This is a genomic window from Streptomyces coeruleorubidus (assembly GCF_008705135.1).
GTDB classification, from domain to species: Bacteria; Actinomycetota; Actinomycetes; order Streptomycetales; family Streptomycetaceae; genus Streptomyces; species Streptomyces coeruleofuscus.
This window is the reverse complement of record NZ_CP023694.1, coordinates 4,394,329-4,408,701: the sequence shown is the minus strand read 5'-3', so window position 1 is coordinate 4,408,701 and position 14,373 is coordinate 4,394,329. Positions and strand designations below refer to the sequence as shown.

Genomic DNA, 14,373 nt, shown 5'->3' with positions numbered 1-14,373 from the left:
GCGGGTGTCGGCGCCGCATTGGAATGGTGTGAGCCACGCCGCTGCGCCATCGGCCAGTGTCATATGCCGCGATATGCACCCCAGTTGGACACCGCCGGGATGCTGTGGGGATGACGAACGTCACGTCAGCACGTGGTCGGGTGGCGGTTTCGGGGTGGGCTGGGTCACGTGTCCCAGGTCACCGGCAGGGGTGCCGCGGCCTGTTGTCCGATATTCGGTGCCCGGTCGGCGCTTGCCCGGTCGGCGTCGGCGTCCGTTCAGTCGGTGTCGGCCCCGCTCGGTCCGTGTCGGCCTGGGCGTCGGCTCAGTCCGTGTCGGCCTCGGCGTCGGTGTCCGGCCGTACCACCCCGAGGATGGGCATCGTCCCCGCCCCCGCGAGGGTCACCGTCCGCCCCGGCCGCGGCGCGTGCACGATCGCCCCGTCGCCGACGTACATCGCGACATGGCTGGCGTCGTCGAAGTAGATGATGAGGTCGCCGGGCCGCATGTCCTCGATGTCGATGTGCCGCAGCCGCTTCCACTGCTCCTGCGAGGTGCGGGGAATGCCCTGACCGGCGGACATCCAGGCCTGTGAGGTCAGTCCGGAGCAGTCGTAGGTCTTCGGGCCCTCGGCGCCCCACTGGTACGGCTTGCCGATCTGGGCCGTGGCGTACGCGACGGCCTTCTTGCCCTGCTCGGAGGCCTTTCCGCTGATCTCGTCGAGGATGCCGGAGTCGAGCCAGGCGGTCTGCGCCTTGCCCGCCGCCTCCTTCTCCAGCTCCGCGAGGCGCTCCTGCTCCTCCTTCTGGAGCTCGGACTCGAGCTTCTCCGCCTGCGCGATCTGCTGCTCGATCTTCTTCTGCGCGGTGGCCTTGGCCTTCCGGCCTGCCTCCAGTTTCTTCCACTGGGCGGAGGCGTCCTTGGCGTACTGCTCCAAGTCCTCCTGGGTGCGGGCCAGTTCGCCGATCAGGCCCTTGGTCGCGTGCTGGCCCTGGCGCACCCGGCCCGCCCCGTCGAGGAACTCCTGCGGATCGTCGCTGAGCATCAGATGGGCCTCGGGCGGCAGTCCACCGCCGCGGTACTGGGCGGCGGCCGAAGCGCCCGCGCGGTCCTTCAGCTTCGCCAGCTTCTCCTTGCCCTTGACGATCTTCTTGGCCAGCTTGACGATCTCGGCGGACTGCTTGTCCGCCTTCTCCTCGGCGGCGTTGTACTCGTCGGTGGCACGGGCCGCGGCGCGGTAGAGCTTGTCGAGCTTCTTGCGTACGGCCTCGAGGTCCTTGCCGGGCGCGAGCGTCGGGCCCGCGCTCGGGGTGGGGGTGGGACTTGGGCTCGCGAACGCCGTGCCCGGTGCCGCCAGCACGGTGACCGCGCAGACCACGGCCACGGCCGTCGCGATCAGGCCACGCTTGCCCGTACCCATACCTCAGCCCCCAAACTGATTAACCGTCAGTAACGTCCGGCTCGCCTGGGGATGCTGCCATGTCGGCGCGCGAAGCGACAGGGGTAGTTCTTCCCGCACTCCCCTCCCCGATATGCCTCCGGCATGACGATCTCCCCGCCTGTGTGACGAACGACTCAAAGAGATCGTTCCCCGCGGGAAGCGCCGAGGAGCTTCCACCGCGCGGCCCGGGAGGTCAGCCCCGCGGCGCCAACGCCTCCCACCGCACCGTCACTTCACCCTGCCGCCACCGCACCGGCCCGTCCGCCACCGGCCAGTCGGCGGTCAGGTCCCGTACCGCCCGCATCCAGCGCTGGCGGGCGCCGTAGGAGGCGTAGGGCGCGGCGGCGGCCCAGGCGCGGTCGAAGTCGCGCAGGAAGGCGTGCACCGGCTCGCCCGGGACGTTGCGGTGGATGAGCGCCTTCGGCAGGCGTTCCGCCAGGTCCGAGGGGCGCTCCAGGGAGCCGAGCCGGGTCGCGAAGGTGACCGTGCGCGGTCCCTCCGGCCCGAGCGCGACCCAGACGTGCCGGCGTCCGATCTCGTCGCAGGTGCCCTCGACCAGCAGTCCGCCGCGCGCACCGGTCGCCGGATCGGCGGGCGCGAGCCGTCCGCACAGCCGGTGCCAGACGGCGGCCACCTCCCCCTCGTCGTACTGCCGCAGCACGTTCGCCGCGCGGACCAGCAGGGGCCGCTGCGGGATCGGGATCTCGAAACCGCCGTGCCGGAAGACGAGGCCCGCCCGCTCGTACGGCAGCGCCGCCGCGACCCGGGCCGGCTCGATCTCGACGCCCACCACGCGCGCGCGTGGCGCGACCGTACGGAGGCGGTGCAGCAGCTCGACGGCCGTCCAGGGGGCGGCACCGTACCCGAGGTCGACCGCCACCGGGTCGGCGGCACGGCGCAGCTCGGCGCCGTGCGTGGCCGCGATCCAGCGGTCCATGCGGCGCAGGCGGTTGGGGTTGGTCGTCCCGCGCGTCACTGTTCCCAAGGGGCGGGTGGCTGCGCGGGAAGTCATGCGTACGAGGTTAAGCGGCTCGTGGGGTCGTACGGCCCTCGGTGTTGACCAGCCCCTGACTCCCGGCGCCACCCTCACCCCCGCCCCCGTACGTCCCGAACCCCGGAGCCCCCGCCGTCTCGAACACATGCACCGACAGGCCCCCCGGCGTCGTCCGGTGCTCGGCCAGCCGCAGCCCGGCCGGTGCGCCGCCGTCCGGGAAGAGGCGGCGGCCCTGGCCGACCACGACCGGGGCGATCACGAGCCGCAGCGTGTCGATCAGCCCGGCGGCCAGCAGGGACTGGGCGAGCCGGGCGCTGCCGTGGATCTGGAGCTCCCGGCCCGGCTGCCGCTTCAGCTCCGCCACCTGGGCGGGGACGTCGCCGGACAGGATCGTGGTCGGGTCCCAGCCGGCCGTGGTCAGGCTCCGGGAGGCGACGTACTTCGGCAGGCCGTTCATGATCCCGGCGAGGGGATGGTCGGTCATCGCCGGCCAGTCCCGGGCGAAGTTCTGGTACGTACGCCGCCCGAACAGCAAGGCGTCCGCCTCACCGAGCCAGCCGCCGGCCAGCCGCTCGAACTCCTCGTCCAGATGCGGCACGAACCAGCCGCCCCGCTCGAAACCGTCGCTGGTGTCCTCCTCCGGGGCGCCCGGCCCCTGGGAGACACCGTCGAGCGACAGGAACTCCTGCACTACGAGTTTCATCGTGACCCTCTCCTCTCCTCAGTGGATCAGACGCCCCGGGACGCGGAAACTCATCGGCCTCGACCCCGGCCGGGGGAGCCGTCAGTCCTGACGGACGATGTTCCTGCCCGGGCCGCCGGAGAGCGTGTCCGTGCCGGGCCCGCCGTACAGCTCGTCGTCGCCGCTGTTCCCCCACATGCGGTCGGCGCCGCCGTTTCCGTGCAGGATGTCGTTGCCCCTGCCGCCGTGGAGCTCATCGTCGCCGTCCCCACCGAAGACCGTGTCGTCGCCGTCGTCGGCGCGCAGGATCTGGTCGCCCGCGCCGCCGCGCAGGAGGTCGTCGCCCGCGCCGCCGTCCACGATCTCGCCGCCCGCGCCGGCACCCGCGTGGAGTGTGTCGTCGCCGTCACCGCCCCCGGCGTACCCCATCGCGCCCGCCGTGATGACGTCGTCACCCGCGCCGCCCCGCACGGAGCTGCCGTCGACCCGCCTGCCGGTGGCGCCGGTCCAGCGGTCGGCGCCGTCGCCCAGCTCGATCGTGTTGAAGTAGTAGATCTGGTCGGTGGCGTTGTCGAAGGAGGCGGTGTCGTCGCCGTCGGCGAGGTCCATCTCCATGGAGTCGAGCGGGGACTGGCTCTCCGGGGCCTCGACCGTGCAGGAGATCCGGGTGCGGTCCGAGCTGTCGGGGTGGCCGCAGCGGTTCCCGGCGTCGATCGGGACGACGTCGTCGATCACATAGGTGAACTGGGAACGGTCGGCGGTGAAGGACTGGGTGACGGTCACCTTGTTGGCCTGCCCGGGGGCGGCCGTGTAGGTGAGGTGCCAGCCGTACTCGTTCACCGCGGCGGTGGCTGTCGGCTCCGCGGCATGGGCCGTTCCCGTCAGGGCGACCGGGACGGCCAGCCCTGTGGCGAGAACCGGCGTGAGAACCGATAAGGCGCGGGACACTCGGCGGCTGAGGCGCGGAGAGCGCATTGCATGACCTCCATGAGGCGGTGGGGATCCTTCCGCGTGGTGGGACCGGCGGGGCAGGAGCCCGGTTGCCCCAGGCGCCGGGGTGCGTTTGCCTTTCACCGCGGGGCCAGTGCCAGTGACCTTCGAATTACGGTCCCGTTCACCTGGCCGGTTCGCGTCCCGCACGCTCACTGCCCTCGAACGGTTGAGCGAGAAGCGGTAATGATTCGGTAAAACTCGCGAATCGGGAAATGGAGTCATCCCCTCCGGTGTTCCACCCCTGGAGGGCACGTGCGCCCTGCAAAGGCATGCCCGGAGCGAGGAGGAACGCCACGTGAGCCAGTACATCGGCAGGCTCGGGCGGCGCTCCGCGTCCGCGCCCGCGCGCCTCCGGCTGCACCGCCGGCCCCGCCGGATCGCCATGCTCTCCGTGCACACCTCCCCGCTCCACCAGCCGGGCACCGGCGACGCCGGCGGCATGAACGTCTACATCGTGGAGCTCGCGCAGCGCCTCGCCGCGATCAACATCGAGGTCGAGATCTTCACGCGCGCGACCTCGGCCGCCCTCCCGCCGACCGTCGAGCTGGCCCCCGGCGTCCTCGTCCGGCACGTCGACGCCGGCCCCTACGAGGGCCTCAACAAGGAGGACCTCCCCGCCCAGCTCTGTGCCTTCACGCACGGCGTGATGCAGGCCTGGGCCGGCCACCGCCCCGGCTACTACGACCTGGTCCACTCCCACTACTGGCTCTCCGGCCACGTCGGCTGGCTGGCCGCCCAGCGCTGGGGCGTCCCCCTGGTGCACGCCATGCACACCATGGCCAAGGTCAAGAACGCCAACCTGGCCGACGGCGACACCCCGGAACCGGCCGCCCGCGTCATCGGCGAGACCCAGATCGTCGGCGCCGCCGACCGCCTCATCGCCAACACCACCGAAGAGGCCGACGAACTCGTACGGCACTACGCGGCCGACACCGACAAGGTCGCCGTGGTCCACCCGGGCGTGAACCTCAGCCGCTTCTCGCCCGCCGACGGCCGCGCCGCCGCCCGGGCCCGTCTCGGTCTGCCCCAGGACGCGCTGATCCCGCTCTTCGCGGGCCGCATCCAGCCGCTGAAGGCCCCCGACGTGCTGCTGCGCGCTGTCGCCGTCCTCCTCGACGAGCGCCCCGAGCTGCGTTCGCGCATCCTCGTCCCCGTCGTAGGCGGCCCCAGCGGCAGCGGCCTGGCCAAGCCCGAGGGCCTCCAGAAGCTGGCCGCACGCCTCGGTATCGCGGACGTCGTACGGTTCCACCCGCCGGTCGGCCAGGACCAGCTCGCGGACTGGTTCCGCGCCGCTTCCGTCCTGGTCATGCCCTCCTACAGCGAGTCGTTCGGCCTGGTGGCCATAGAGGCGCAGGCGGCGGGCACGCCGGTGCTGGCGGCAGCGGTCGGCGGCCTGCCGGTCGCCGTGCGCGACGGCCACACCGGCTTCCTGGTACGCGGCCACAATCCCGCCGACTACGCGCGCGTGCTGCGCGACTTCGCCGACGACCCGCGGCTGTCGCCCCGGCTGGGCGGGCAGGCCGCCCGCCACGCCCAGTCCTTCGGCTGGGACACGGCGGCCGCCACCACCGCGGACGTCTACACGGCCGCGATGCAGGCACACCGCCGTCGCGTACGCTCGCAGCATGGGTGAAACCGATCTGGAACAGCGTGCGGCACAGGTCATCGAGGGAGTGCTGAAGGACGCCGACCTGGAGTGGGAGAGCCCGGAACCCGGCACCTACGTGGCGCAGCTCCCCGGTACCCGCAAGCTCAAGACGACGGTCTCCCTGATCGTCGGCCGCCACTCCCTCTCGCTCAACGCCTTCGTCATCCGCCACCCCGACGAGAACGAGCAGGGCGTCCACCGCTGGCTCCTGGAACGCAACCTCAAGCTCTACGGCGTGAGTTACGCCGTCGACCAGCACGGCGACGTCTACGTCACCGGCCGGCTCTCCCTGTCCGCCGTCACGGCCGACGAGATCGACCGCCTGCTCGGCCAGGTCCTGGAGGCCTCCGACGGCAGCTTCAACACCCTCTTGGAACTCGGCTTCGCCTCGGCGATCCGCAAGGAGTACGAGTGGCGCGTGTCCCGCGGGGAGTCGACACGCAACCTGGACGCGTTCGCGCACCTGACACAGCGCCCGGAGCGCTGACCCGCCCGGAGCGCTAACCCGCCCGGTAACGCCCCGGTGGGACACCCACCAGCTTCCGGAAGTGCCGGGTGAGGTGGGACTGGTCGTAGAACCCGGTCGCCGCGGCCACGTCACCCGGTGAGCGCCCTTCGAGGAGCAGCCGCCGGGCGCGTCCCACGCGCAGTGAGGTCAGGTACTGGTGCGGGGCGATGCCGTAGGCCGCGCTGAACGCCCGTACGAGATGGGCGGGATGGGCCCCCACGAGCGCCGCGGCCTCACGCAGCCCGATGCCCTCGACGACCCGCTCGTCCAGCAGCTCCCGCAGCCGCCGCGCGAGGACGGGATCCGCCGGCCGGGGCTTGTCGCCGTCGCCCCGCAGGTGGCCGCGCAACCGCTCCCCGACGAACATCAGCCTGCTCTCGGCCTCCAGTTCCTCACCGGGCCGCAGCAGCGCGCCGTGCACCTGCCCCACGCGCTTGCGCAGCAGCGGATCGCGCAGATCGGGCCGGTCGACGGCGGCCCCGATCAACTCGTCCCCGAGATACGTCCCGTCGAGATACAGCACCCGCTTGCGGAAGCCGTCCGGGGTGACGGGGGAGCCGTTGTGCGGAACATGCGGCGGCAGCAGCGACACGGTGTCGTGCGGGGTGCCGTGCTCGTGCCGGTCGAGGTCGTACCGCACGGCACCGGTGTCGACGATCAGCAGCGTCCAGGCGTCGTGGACGTGCATCGGGTACGCGTACTCGGTGAAGCGGGCGTGGAAGACCTCGACGACACCGGGCACGGCGGGCCGCCAGGCGGAGACGATCCGGGCGGGCTGTGAGGCCATGCAAAGAACGTACAAGACGTTCGCAGGGGCCGCCGGGCACGCTCGCATCATGAACACGCACACCGAACCGGCTCCGGAGCCGATCCGCTTCGACACGAAGATCGCCGTACTGCTGCGCGCCGACCTGGAGACCTGGCAGCGGCTCAACGTGACGTCGTTCCTGGTCAGCGGTCTGGGAACGCAGCTCCCCGAGGTGATCGGCGAGCCGTACGAGGACGCGGACGGCGTGCCCTACCTCCCGATGTTCCGCCAGCCGGTGATGGTCTTCGAGGCCACCAAGGAAACCCTGACCACCGCCCACACCCGCACCCTCTCCCGCTCCCTGCCCCGTGCGATCTTCACCTCGGACCTCTTCACCACGGGCAACGACCGCGACAACCGCGCGGCCGTACGGTCGGTGCCGACGGCGGACCTCGACCTGGTCGGCCTCGCGGTCTACGGCCCGAAGAACGCGGTGGACAAGGTGGTGAAGGGGGCGCGGATGCACCCGTGAGGCGGGATGCCGCCGTGAGGCGGACCTGGTCATGACGCTGGAGGTGACCGTGAGGGGGGACGCGGTCCTGCCCAACGACCAAAGTCGCGGACGCGTAGACCAACGGCTGACGACAGCGCATGCCCCGCCCGACGAGACTCGCCTCATGGAGGACGCGAGGAACGTTCAGATGGGGAAGAAGCGGGTGCCGCAGGCGGGCGCGGGCAAGGACACGGAACTGGCCGAGTCGGCCTGGGTGATCATCCTCTTCTGCGTGGCCTGCGGCGCCGGCATCGGTGCCGTGCTCCCGTTCCTCGCCCGCTTGCTGCTGAAGCTGCCGTGGGCACCGCTGGAAGGCCCGGCCGAACTGCTGACCACGGTCCCGGAACCCGCCCTCACCCTCGGCACGGTCGCGGTGGGCGCACTCGGCGGTCTGCTGCTGGGCCTCTTCGCCGTGCACGAGTCGCTGTCGGTCCGCGTCTCCGACACCCACCTGGCGCTGACCATCAGGGACAGCACACAGGAGTTCACCCGCGAGGAGATCGCGGTGCTGTGCAGGGACGGCAAGCAACTCGTGGTGCTGGCCCCGGACGGCATGGAACTGGCCCGGGAGCACTCCGGCCTGCCCTGGCAGCGTCTGGCCGACACCCTCGCCGAGCACGGCTACCGCTGGGCGGAGGAGGACCCGTACCGTGCCGAGTTCCGCCGCTGGGTCCCCGGCACCCCGGGCCTCCCGGAGGGCGCGGACGCCCTTCTGCGGGCCCGCGCGAAGGCCCTGAAGAGCGACGACGACGCCAAGGACGCCCGTGAGCTGCGCCGCGAGCTGCTGCGGCTCGGCGTGGTCGTACGGGACGAGGAGAAGCGTCAGTACTGGCGGCCGGCCCGCCAGAACTGAGCGGCCGCAGCACTCACGGAGTACAGGCCTCGGCGATCGACAAGCTGTTCTCGTAGAGGTGATGCCGGGTGATCCGGCCGTCCTCGACGGTGAGGCGCAGCGCGAACGGCCCCTCGAAGGACTTCCCCGTCGCCCGTACGCTCCCCGACAGGTGCCCCATGAGCACGGCGTCGGCGCCGTCGACGAGAAACGCGTCGAGGGAGGCGCGGGCGTCCTCGGGCACGGTGTGCTCCATCAACTCGTCGAACTGCGCGGCGCATTCGGCGGCGGTGGACCGAGGCCGGATCCAGGGGACACCTGGATTGTCGGCGAGCACCCAGTCCACCTCGTCGGCGAACAGCTCGACGAGCCGCTCGGTGTCCCCGGCGAGCCGCGCGGCGAGGAACTCCTGCACGACGGCCCGGGGGGACTGGGCAACGGAAGTCGTGGTCAGCGGGCTGGACTCGACGGACATGGCACTCTCCTCGCGACTGCGGCCGTCCGGATCCCGGACGGGCTCCGTGGGAACGCGTCCGATCCTGCCGGGGACGGCCGAGCCCGGTCGATTACCCGAGGGGTAAGGGCCGACAGCCGGGCCACTTCCACGGCGTCGTCGTCATTGCCCGACCCGGCCGTCGATCAGCTCGCGCAGGAGATCGGCGTGCCCGCAGTGGCGCGCGTACTCCCCGACATGTGCCACCAGGACGTCACGAAGCTGGAGCTGCCCGCCGGGCTCGGCCCCGTAGTCGGAGTACCCGGCGTTCAGGGTGGAGAGGTCGGTGACACCGGCCAGATACCGGTCGGTGAGTTCCACCTCGGTCCGCCACTGCCGCCACGCCGCCTCCACGACCGCCGGGTCCGCTACCGCACCGTTGAAGTCACCGTCCCGGTCCTCCTCGGTGCGGTACAGCTTCGGCGCGTCCTCCCCGGCCATCACCCGCCGGAAGTGCCGCTCGTCCTCGGTCAGATGCCGCACGAGCCCGAGCAACGACATCGTGGACGGCGCCGCCGACCGCCGTGCCATCTGCTCCGCGTCCAGCCCCGCGCACTTCATCTCCAGCGTGAGGCGATAGTGACGGAGACTCTCCAGCAACGCGCTGCGCTCATCGACGACTTCGATCACCCCGGTCTCGCGCGGGTCGTCGTCCGGGTCCACCCACATGTCGGGATAGACGGTCGCCGTCGTCCAACGAGTCACGGCTGGTTCACTGGTGCGCTCATCCGGGGCCATGGGGGGATGGTGGACGGTGGGGGAAGGGTTCCGCCACTGAATATCGAACGCCCGAGGTCGCTCTACGACGAGATCGACGACGTCGTCTACCCGGACTTCGCGCGTCAGTCGTTGGTGGTGCCGGGGCGGGGATCGGCCGACCGGATGCAGTCACCGAGGGCGGGATAGCGCACAGGTGGACCGGCCGCCGCGCGAACCGCGCCCAGGCTGACACTGTCCGTGCCCTGGGTGGCGAGCGCTGGGTGGGGGAGTACGTAGAACTCCCACTGCGCGGTGTCGAGCGGGTTGTAGACAGCGTGGTCACGGGCGGTCTGGACCGCGAAAACGTAGACGTCGGCGTTGTACGACTTCGCCTCCGAGTAACCGCCATCAGGTGACCACGTGCGAGCGCGCAACCCACTGAAGCGGATTGGGGATGGTGCTCGTTGATCCCAGGCTTGCAGGTATGCGCCTGCCTTGACTTCGATGCGCAGCCCGTCGTCGGTCTCGACATCGTGGCTTGCCCATTCCACACGGGGCTTGTGGGAGCCGACCGCCTGGTGAACCAGAAACTCGGCGAACAGGCCGCGTGTGTTGTTCATACGGAGGTCCGGCATGGCGAACCGCCAGAAGTCGACCACGGTCGCGTCCGGAACACCGACGATCGACTCGTCGCCGCGGAGCGGGGGCAGAGCACGCGGGGTCAAAGGCAGACGACCTGACTGCTTCATGGGCCGCAGTCTGCCAGGCCGGTGAGTTGTGGGCTCTTACGTATCTGCTGCCGACAGCCCTGGCCAGGGCGCTGGTTGGGTAGCCCTGGGTGTTGTCGGGGATCTTGGGGAGCTGGGCTTTTGCTGGTCAGGCCAGTGCTCACGGGCGGCCGAGTGGTCGTCGTTGGCCACCATCGAGCGGCCTCGGACGGCCCCGCTGGGCACGCCCCGCACACCCAGACACGGCCCAGCCTTTCCGGTTCGGGGAGGCGTTCGGTCGACGACGGAGAGGAGTCGAACGCGCCCAGCGCCGTGCCGGGACCGAGCTGCGATCTTGCCTGGACTCGACCTACCATCAGTTCTGCGCGCTGGAGTGCAACATCTTGCGCGTAGTCGAAGCCCGATGTCACGCAGTTAGACGCTCATGTGGGGTCTGGCGGAGTAGTGCCGGGCCGAGCTGACATCTGTGGTGCGGCTGCCGCCCTAGGCCATGCTCTCGTTTCAGGTCGCTCTCCTCAATCGCCTAAGCCGCTACTCAAGCCACCGAGTCGTCGCCAGAATGACTGATATGACGTCATTGCTGGCCTCACTGGCGGCCCCAGTCGGGGCAGTGCTGACCACACTGATTGGCGTGTTCGTCGGGAGCGTGGTCAGTAGAAGAGCTCAAGACCGTCACTGGATCAGGGAGCAGCAGGCGGCAGCGTGCGTTCGCGTGTTACGGGAATCATCTTCAGTGCTCGTAGACCTCAGCGACATGGACCGTGACCGCCCTGACGACATCCCTCAAGGCGTGCTGATCCCCACGACAGTCGACTGGCGCCCCTGGGGTGAGGCCCTCGGCAGCATCAATCTCGTTGCCAGCAAGGACATTGCAGCAGCCGCGCACGCCATTGACGAGCAGATCTGGCGCTTTCACATCGCAGTCCGGCGGGGTCTGACTCCAGAGGAGAACTGGATGGAGCTCAGAGGGAGAGTCGTCGCAGCACAAGGGCACTTCATAGCCGTCGCACGTCGGCATCTCTCGCTCACCGGAGAAACCCTTCAGCGCCTGGACGGACGCCCCGCACCCGACGACCCGATCTGGCAGACGGGGCGGCTCTGAAGCCCAGCCTGACCGAGTGACAGACGTGGGCGCGCTGCAATGCGAACGACGGTGAGCACGAAGTTGGGACGCGACTCGCCGGAGCGGCCCCGCAAAGCCGTGGCTGCTGTCTTCGACGCACCCAAATCGTGCGCCATGACGGCCGAGGGCTCGTACGCTCCGAACCGGAGAGGGCGGGGAGGGCAATGGCGGACGAGTACTTCTCGCTGGTGTGCGACGACGTGCCCCATGACGTCTTGCTCACTGACCCTGGTGTCCGCGTGATGGACGTGGTCCAGGTCGTGCGCCGGCTGACGGGGCTGAGCCTCTGGCGCAGCCAAGGTCTGGCGACGCAGGTTCCCGCCGTCGTTCTCGCCTGCGTGCCCGAGGAAGACGCGGCGGCAGCCGTCTCGGCCCTCCGTGATGCGGGAGCCCGGGCAGAGACAAGAGAACGGCCGGAGTCGGACTCCTGAAGCACTGAGCACGGTCCGGTCAACCGGCTGATGGCCCAGGGCCGGTCGGCGCACATCGAAAAGCCCCCTACCCACGGAGAACCCGCAGGCAGGAGGCCTCTTCAGCTCTGTCTACTTCTTCTTCCCCTGGTTCTTGACCGCCTCGATAGCCGCCGCAGCCGCGTCGGGGTCCAGGTACGTCCCGCCCGGGTTCACCGGCTTGAAGTCGGAGTCGAGTTCGTAGGACAGCGGGATGCCCGTCGGGATGTTGAGGCCCGCGATGTCCGCGTCGGAGATGCCGTCCAGGTGCTTGACCAGGGCGCGCAGGCTGTTGCCGTGGGCGGCGACCAGGACCGTGCGGCCGGTGAGCAGGTCGGGGACGATCGCGTCGAACCAGTACGGGAGCATGCGGACGACGACGTCCTTGAGGCACTCCGTCTGCGGGCGCAGCTCCGGCGGGAGGGTCGCGTAGCGCGGGTCGGAGAACTGGGAGTACTCGGCGTCACGGTCCAGCGCCGGCGGCGGGGTGTCGTAGGAGCGGCGCCACAGCATGAACTGCTCCTCGCCGAATTCGGCGAGCGTCTGGGCCTTGTCCTTGCCCTGGAGGGCGCCGTAGTGGCGCTCGTTCAGGCGCCAGCTGCGGTGGACCGGGATCCAGAGGCGGTCGGCGGACTCCAGGGCGAGCTGCGCGGTGCGGATGGCGCGCTTCTGGAGGGACGTGTGCACGACGTCGGGGAGCAGGCCGGCGTCCTTCAGCAGCTCGCCGCCGCGCGTCGCCTCCTTCTCGCCCTTCGCGGTGAGGTTGACGTCCACCCAGCCGGTGAACAGGTTCTTCTCGTTCCACTCGCTCTCGCCGTGGCGGAGGAGGATCAGCTTGTACGGTGCGTCGGCCATGCCCCAGAGCGTAATCCACGCATTCGCCCGTTCGCGTGGCTGCCCGGCAGGCGGACGTTTGACGGGTTCTGTTAATTGAGTGGCCTCCGTCAACCGCGGCTTTGTAATTTGTGCCTGCTGGTTGTGCCACTTACAGCGTCGCGTTGTGCCACTTACGCGTCGCGTCGTCCTCACACCCTTACAGTCTTGCGCCCGGGGGAGCCCATGCCGTCCATGCCGTACGCCCTGCGTGCCAGACATGCCGTCCAGGAGACCGTCTCCGGACTGCCCCGCGAGTTCTGGTGGCTGTGGACCAGCACCCTCGTCAACCGGCTCGGTGCCTTCGTCGCCACCTTCATGGCGCTGTACCTGACACTCGACCGGGGCTACTCCGCCACGTACGCCGGCCTGGTCGCCGCCCTGCACGGGCTCGGCGGCGTGATCTCCTCACTGGGCGGTGGCGTGATGACCGACCGGCTGGGGCGGCGGCCGACGCTGCTGATCGCGCAGGCCTCGACCGCCGTGTCCGTCGCGCTCCTCGGGTTCATGCACCACCCGGTCGCGATCGCCGGCGTCGCGTTCCTCGTCGGCATGGCCAGCAACGCGTCCCGGCCCGCCGTGCAGGCGATGATGGCCGACATCGTCCGGCCCGAGGACCGTATCCGCGCCTTCTCCCTCAACTACTGGGCCATCAACCTCGGCTTCGCCGTGTCCTCCATGGCGGCCGGGTTCATCGCCGAGGTCAGCTATCTCGCCGGGTTCCTGATCGAGGCGGGGATGACGATGGTCTGCGCGATCCTCGTCTTCCTGCGGCTGCCGGAGTCCAGGCCCGCCGAGACGGTGAAGACGGCCGCCGCCTCTGAGACGACGGGCGCCGCATCCGAGAAGACGGCCGCGGCCTCCGACAGCTCCGTCAGCCTGGGGACCGTACTGCGCGACGGGCGCTTCATGAGCGTCGTCGGGCTGTCCTTCCTCGTCGCGCTGATCTTCCAGCAGGGGGCGATCGGGCTGCCGGTGGCGATGGGCGAGGCCGGATTCACCCCGGCCGAGTACGGCATGGCGATCGCTGTGAACGGCGTCCTGATCGTCGTGCTCCAGATCCCGGTCACACGGTTCATCGAGCACCGCGACTCCCGCCGGCTGCTCGTCATCTCCTCGCTCCTCGCGGGCTACGGCTTCGGACTCACCGCCTTCGCGGGGTCGGTCGGCGTCATCGCCCTCACGGTGTGCGTGTGGACGCTGGCCGAGATCGTCAACACGCCGACGCAGACGGGTCTCGTCGTGCGGCTGTCCCCGCTCCACGGACGCGGGCGCTACCAGGGGATGTACACCATGTCCTGGTCCGTCGCCGGCCTGGTCGCCCCGCTGATGTCCGGCTTCGTCATCGACCGGTTCGGGGCGGAGTGGCTGTGGGGGCTGTGCGCGGTGGTCGGGACGGTGGCTGGGCTGGGGTACGGGGCGTTGATGCGGCGGGTGCCGGAGGAGGAGCCGGCTGAGCCCAGGGAGTCCGCTGAGCCGACTGAGCCGACTGAATCCGCTGAGTCCTCCGAGCCCAGTGAGCCCGTTGAGCCCGCTGGGCTGGGCCCGCTGCCGGGGCCCTAGGGCAGGTCCCGGAGCGTTCCGCCTCCGCTCCCTGATCCGTGCCCGGGACGTTCCCGATGGTGTGGCG

Annotated in this window: 16 protein-coding genes; 7 read left to right on the top strand and 9 right to left on the bottom strand. The window is 70.4% G+C overall.

Features of this window, described 5'->3' with window-relative positions; genetic code table 11:
* Window positions 1–304 precede the first annotated feature (304 nt).
* The 4 genes from CP976_RS20295 to CP976_RS20280 form a co-directional block, all read right to left on the bottom strand.
* The gene (locus CP976_RS20295) at window positions 305–1,399 is read right to left on the bottom strand and encodes a C40 family peptidase (protein ID WP_150481668.1); all 1,095 of its coding nucleotides are present in this window, start codon (window positions 1,397–1,399) and stop codon (window positions 305–307) included.
* Between the two features lie 214 nt (window positions 1,400–1,613).
* Window positions 1,614–2,432, bottom strand: coding sequence for a class I SAM-dependent methyltransferase (locus tag CP976_RS20290; protein ID WP_150481667.1), 819 nt, complete (start codon window positions 2,430–2,432; stop codon window positions 1,614–1,616).
* Window positions 2,433–2,442: 10 nt separating this feature from the next.
* Entirely contained in the window at window positions 2,443–3,117 is a 675-nt protein-coding gene (locus CP976_RS20285) for a dihydrofolate reductase family protein (RefSeq protein WP_150481666.1), read from the bottom strand.
* 81 nt (window positions 3,118–3,198) lie between these two features.
* On the bottom strand, window positions 3,199–4,071 hold the full coding sequence (locus CP976_RS20280; protein WP_150481665.1) for a calcium-binding protein: 873 nt from the start codon (window positions 4,069–4,071) through the stop codon (window positions 3,199–3,201).
* Between the two features lie 313 nt (window positions 4,072–4,384).
* On the opposite strand from CP976_RS20280, the gene mshA reads away from it, so the two are divergent.
* Together mshA and CP976_RS20270 are read left to right on the top strand one after the other, a co-directional pair.
* Window positions 4,385–5,722 carry a D-inositol-3-phosphate glycosyltransferase gene (mshA, locus tag CP976_RS20275; RefSeq protein WP_190146919.1) on the top strand — a complete coding sequence of 446 codons (1,338 nt, stop codon included), beginning with the start codon at window positions 4,385–4,387 and terminating at the stop codon, window positions 5,720–5,722.
* A complete protein-coding gene (locus CP976_RS20270) occupies window positions 5,715–6,224 on the top strand; it encodes a type III secretion system chaperone family protein (RefSeq protein WP_059419662.1) in 510 nt (169 codons plus the stop codon). Before mshA ends, CP976_RS20270 begins: the two co-directional genes overlap by 8 nt.
* Before the next feature lie 13 nt (window positions 6,225–6,237).
* Here CP976_RS20270 and CP976_RS20265 read toward each other — a convergent pair whose 3' ends face one another.
* On the bottom strand, window positions 6,238–7,032 hold the full coding sequence (locus tag CP976_RS20265; protein WP_150481663.1) for a helix-turn-helix transcriptional regulator: 795 nt from the start codon (window positions 7,030–7,032) through the stop codon (window positions 6,238–6,240).
* 49 nt (window positions 7,033–7,081) lie between these two features.
* On the opposite strand from CP976_RS20265, the gene CP976_RS20260 reads away from it, so the two are divergent.
* On the top strand, window positions 7,082–7,525 hold the full coding sequence (locus CP976_RS20260) for a DUF2000 domain-containing protein (protein WP_150481662.1): 444 nt from the start codon (window positions 7,082–7,084) through the stop codon (window positions 7,523–7,525).
* A gap of 169 nt (window positions 7,526–7,694) precedes the next feature.
* Window positions 7,695–8,399 (top strand): YqeB family protein, encoded by a 705-nt coding sequence (locus CP976_RS20255; protein ID WP_150481661.1) that lies wholly within the window; start codon window positions 7,695–7,697, stop codon window positions 8,397–8,399.
* Window positions 8,400–8,412: 13 nt separating this feature from the next.
* Here CP976_RS20255 and CP976_RS20250 read toward each other — a convergent pair whose 3' ends face one another.
* From CP976_RS20250 to CP976_RS20240, 3 genes are all read right to left on the bottom strand, one after another.
* Window positions 8,413–8,853 (bottom strand): nuclear transport factor 2 family protein, encoded by a 441-nt coding sequence (locus CP976_RS20250; RefSeq protein ID WP_150481660.1) that lies wholly within the window; start codon window positions 8,851–8,853, stop codon window positions 8,413–8,415.
* A 141-nt stretch (window positions 8,854–8,994) separates the two neighbouring features.
* A complete protein-coding gene (locus CP976_RS20245) occupies window positions 8,995–9,609 on the bottom strand; it encodes a DinB family protein (protein WP_150481659.1) in 615 nt (204 codons plus the stop codon).
* A gap of 104 nt (window positions 9,610–9,713) precedes the next feature.
* A complete protein-coding gene (locus CP976_RS20240; protein ID WP_150481658.1) occupies window positions 9,714–10,319 on the bottom strand; it encodes a hypothetical protein in 606 nt (201 codons plus the stop codon).
* 547 nt (window positions 10,320–10,866) lie between these two features.
* Here CP976_RS20240 and CP976_RS20235 point away from each other — a divergent pair.
* A complete protein-coding gene (locus tag CP976_RS20235; protein ID WP_150481657.1) occupies window positions 10,867–11,400 on the top strand; it encodes a hypothetical protein in 534 nt (177 codons plus the stop codon).
* Between the two features lie 185 nt (window positions 11,401–11,585).
* Window positions 11,586–11,852, top strand: a complete 267-nt coding sequence (locus CP976_RS20230) for a ribosomal protein L7/L12 (RefSeq protein WP_150481656.1) — start codon at window positions 11,586–11,588, stop codon at window positions 11,850–11,852.
* Between the two features lie 111 nt (window positions 11,853–11,963).
* Here the strand turns inward: CP976_RS20230 and CP976_RS20225 are convergent, their stop codons facing one another.
* Window positions 11,964–12,725 (bottom strand): phosphoglyceromutase, encoded by a 762-nt coding sequence (locus CP976_RS20225; RefSeq protein ID WP_150481655.1) that lies wholly within the window; start codon window positions 12,723–12,725, stop codon window positions 11,964–11,966.
* A 213-nt stretch (window positions 12,726–12,938) separates the two neighbouring features.
* On the opposite strand from CP976_RS20225, the gene CP976_RS20220 reads away from it, so the two are divergent.
* Window positions 12,939–14,306, top strand: a complete 1,368-nt coding sequence (locus CP976_RS20220) for an MDR family MFS transporter (protein WP_229875782.1) — start codon at window positions 12,939–12,941, stop codon at window positions 14,304–14,306.
* The last annotated feature ends 67 nt before the right edge of the window (window positions 14,307–14,373 follow it).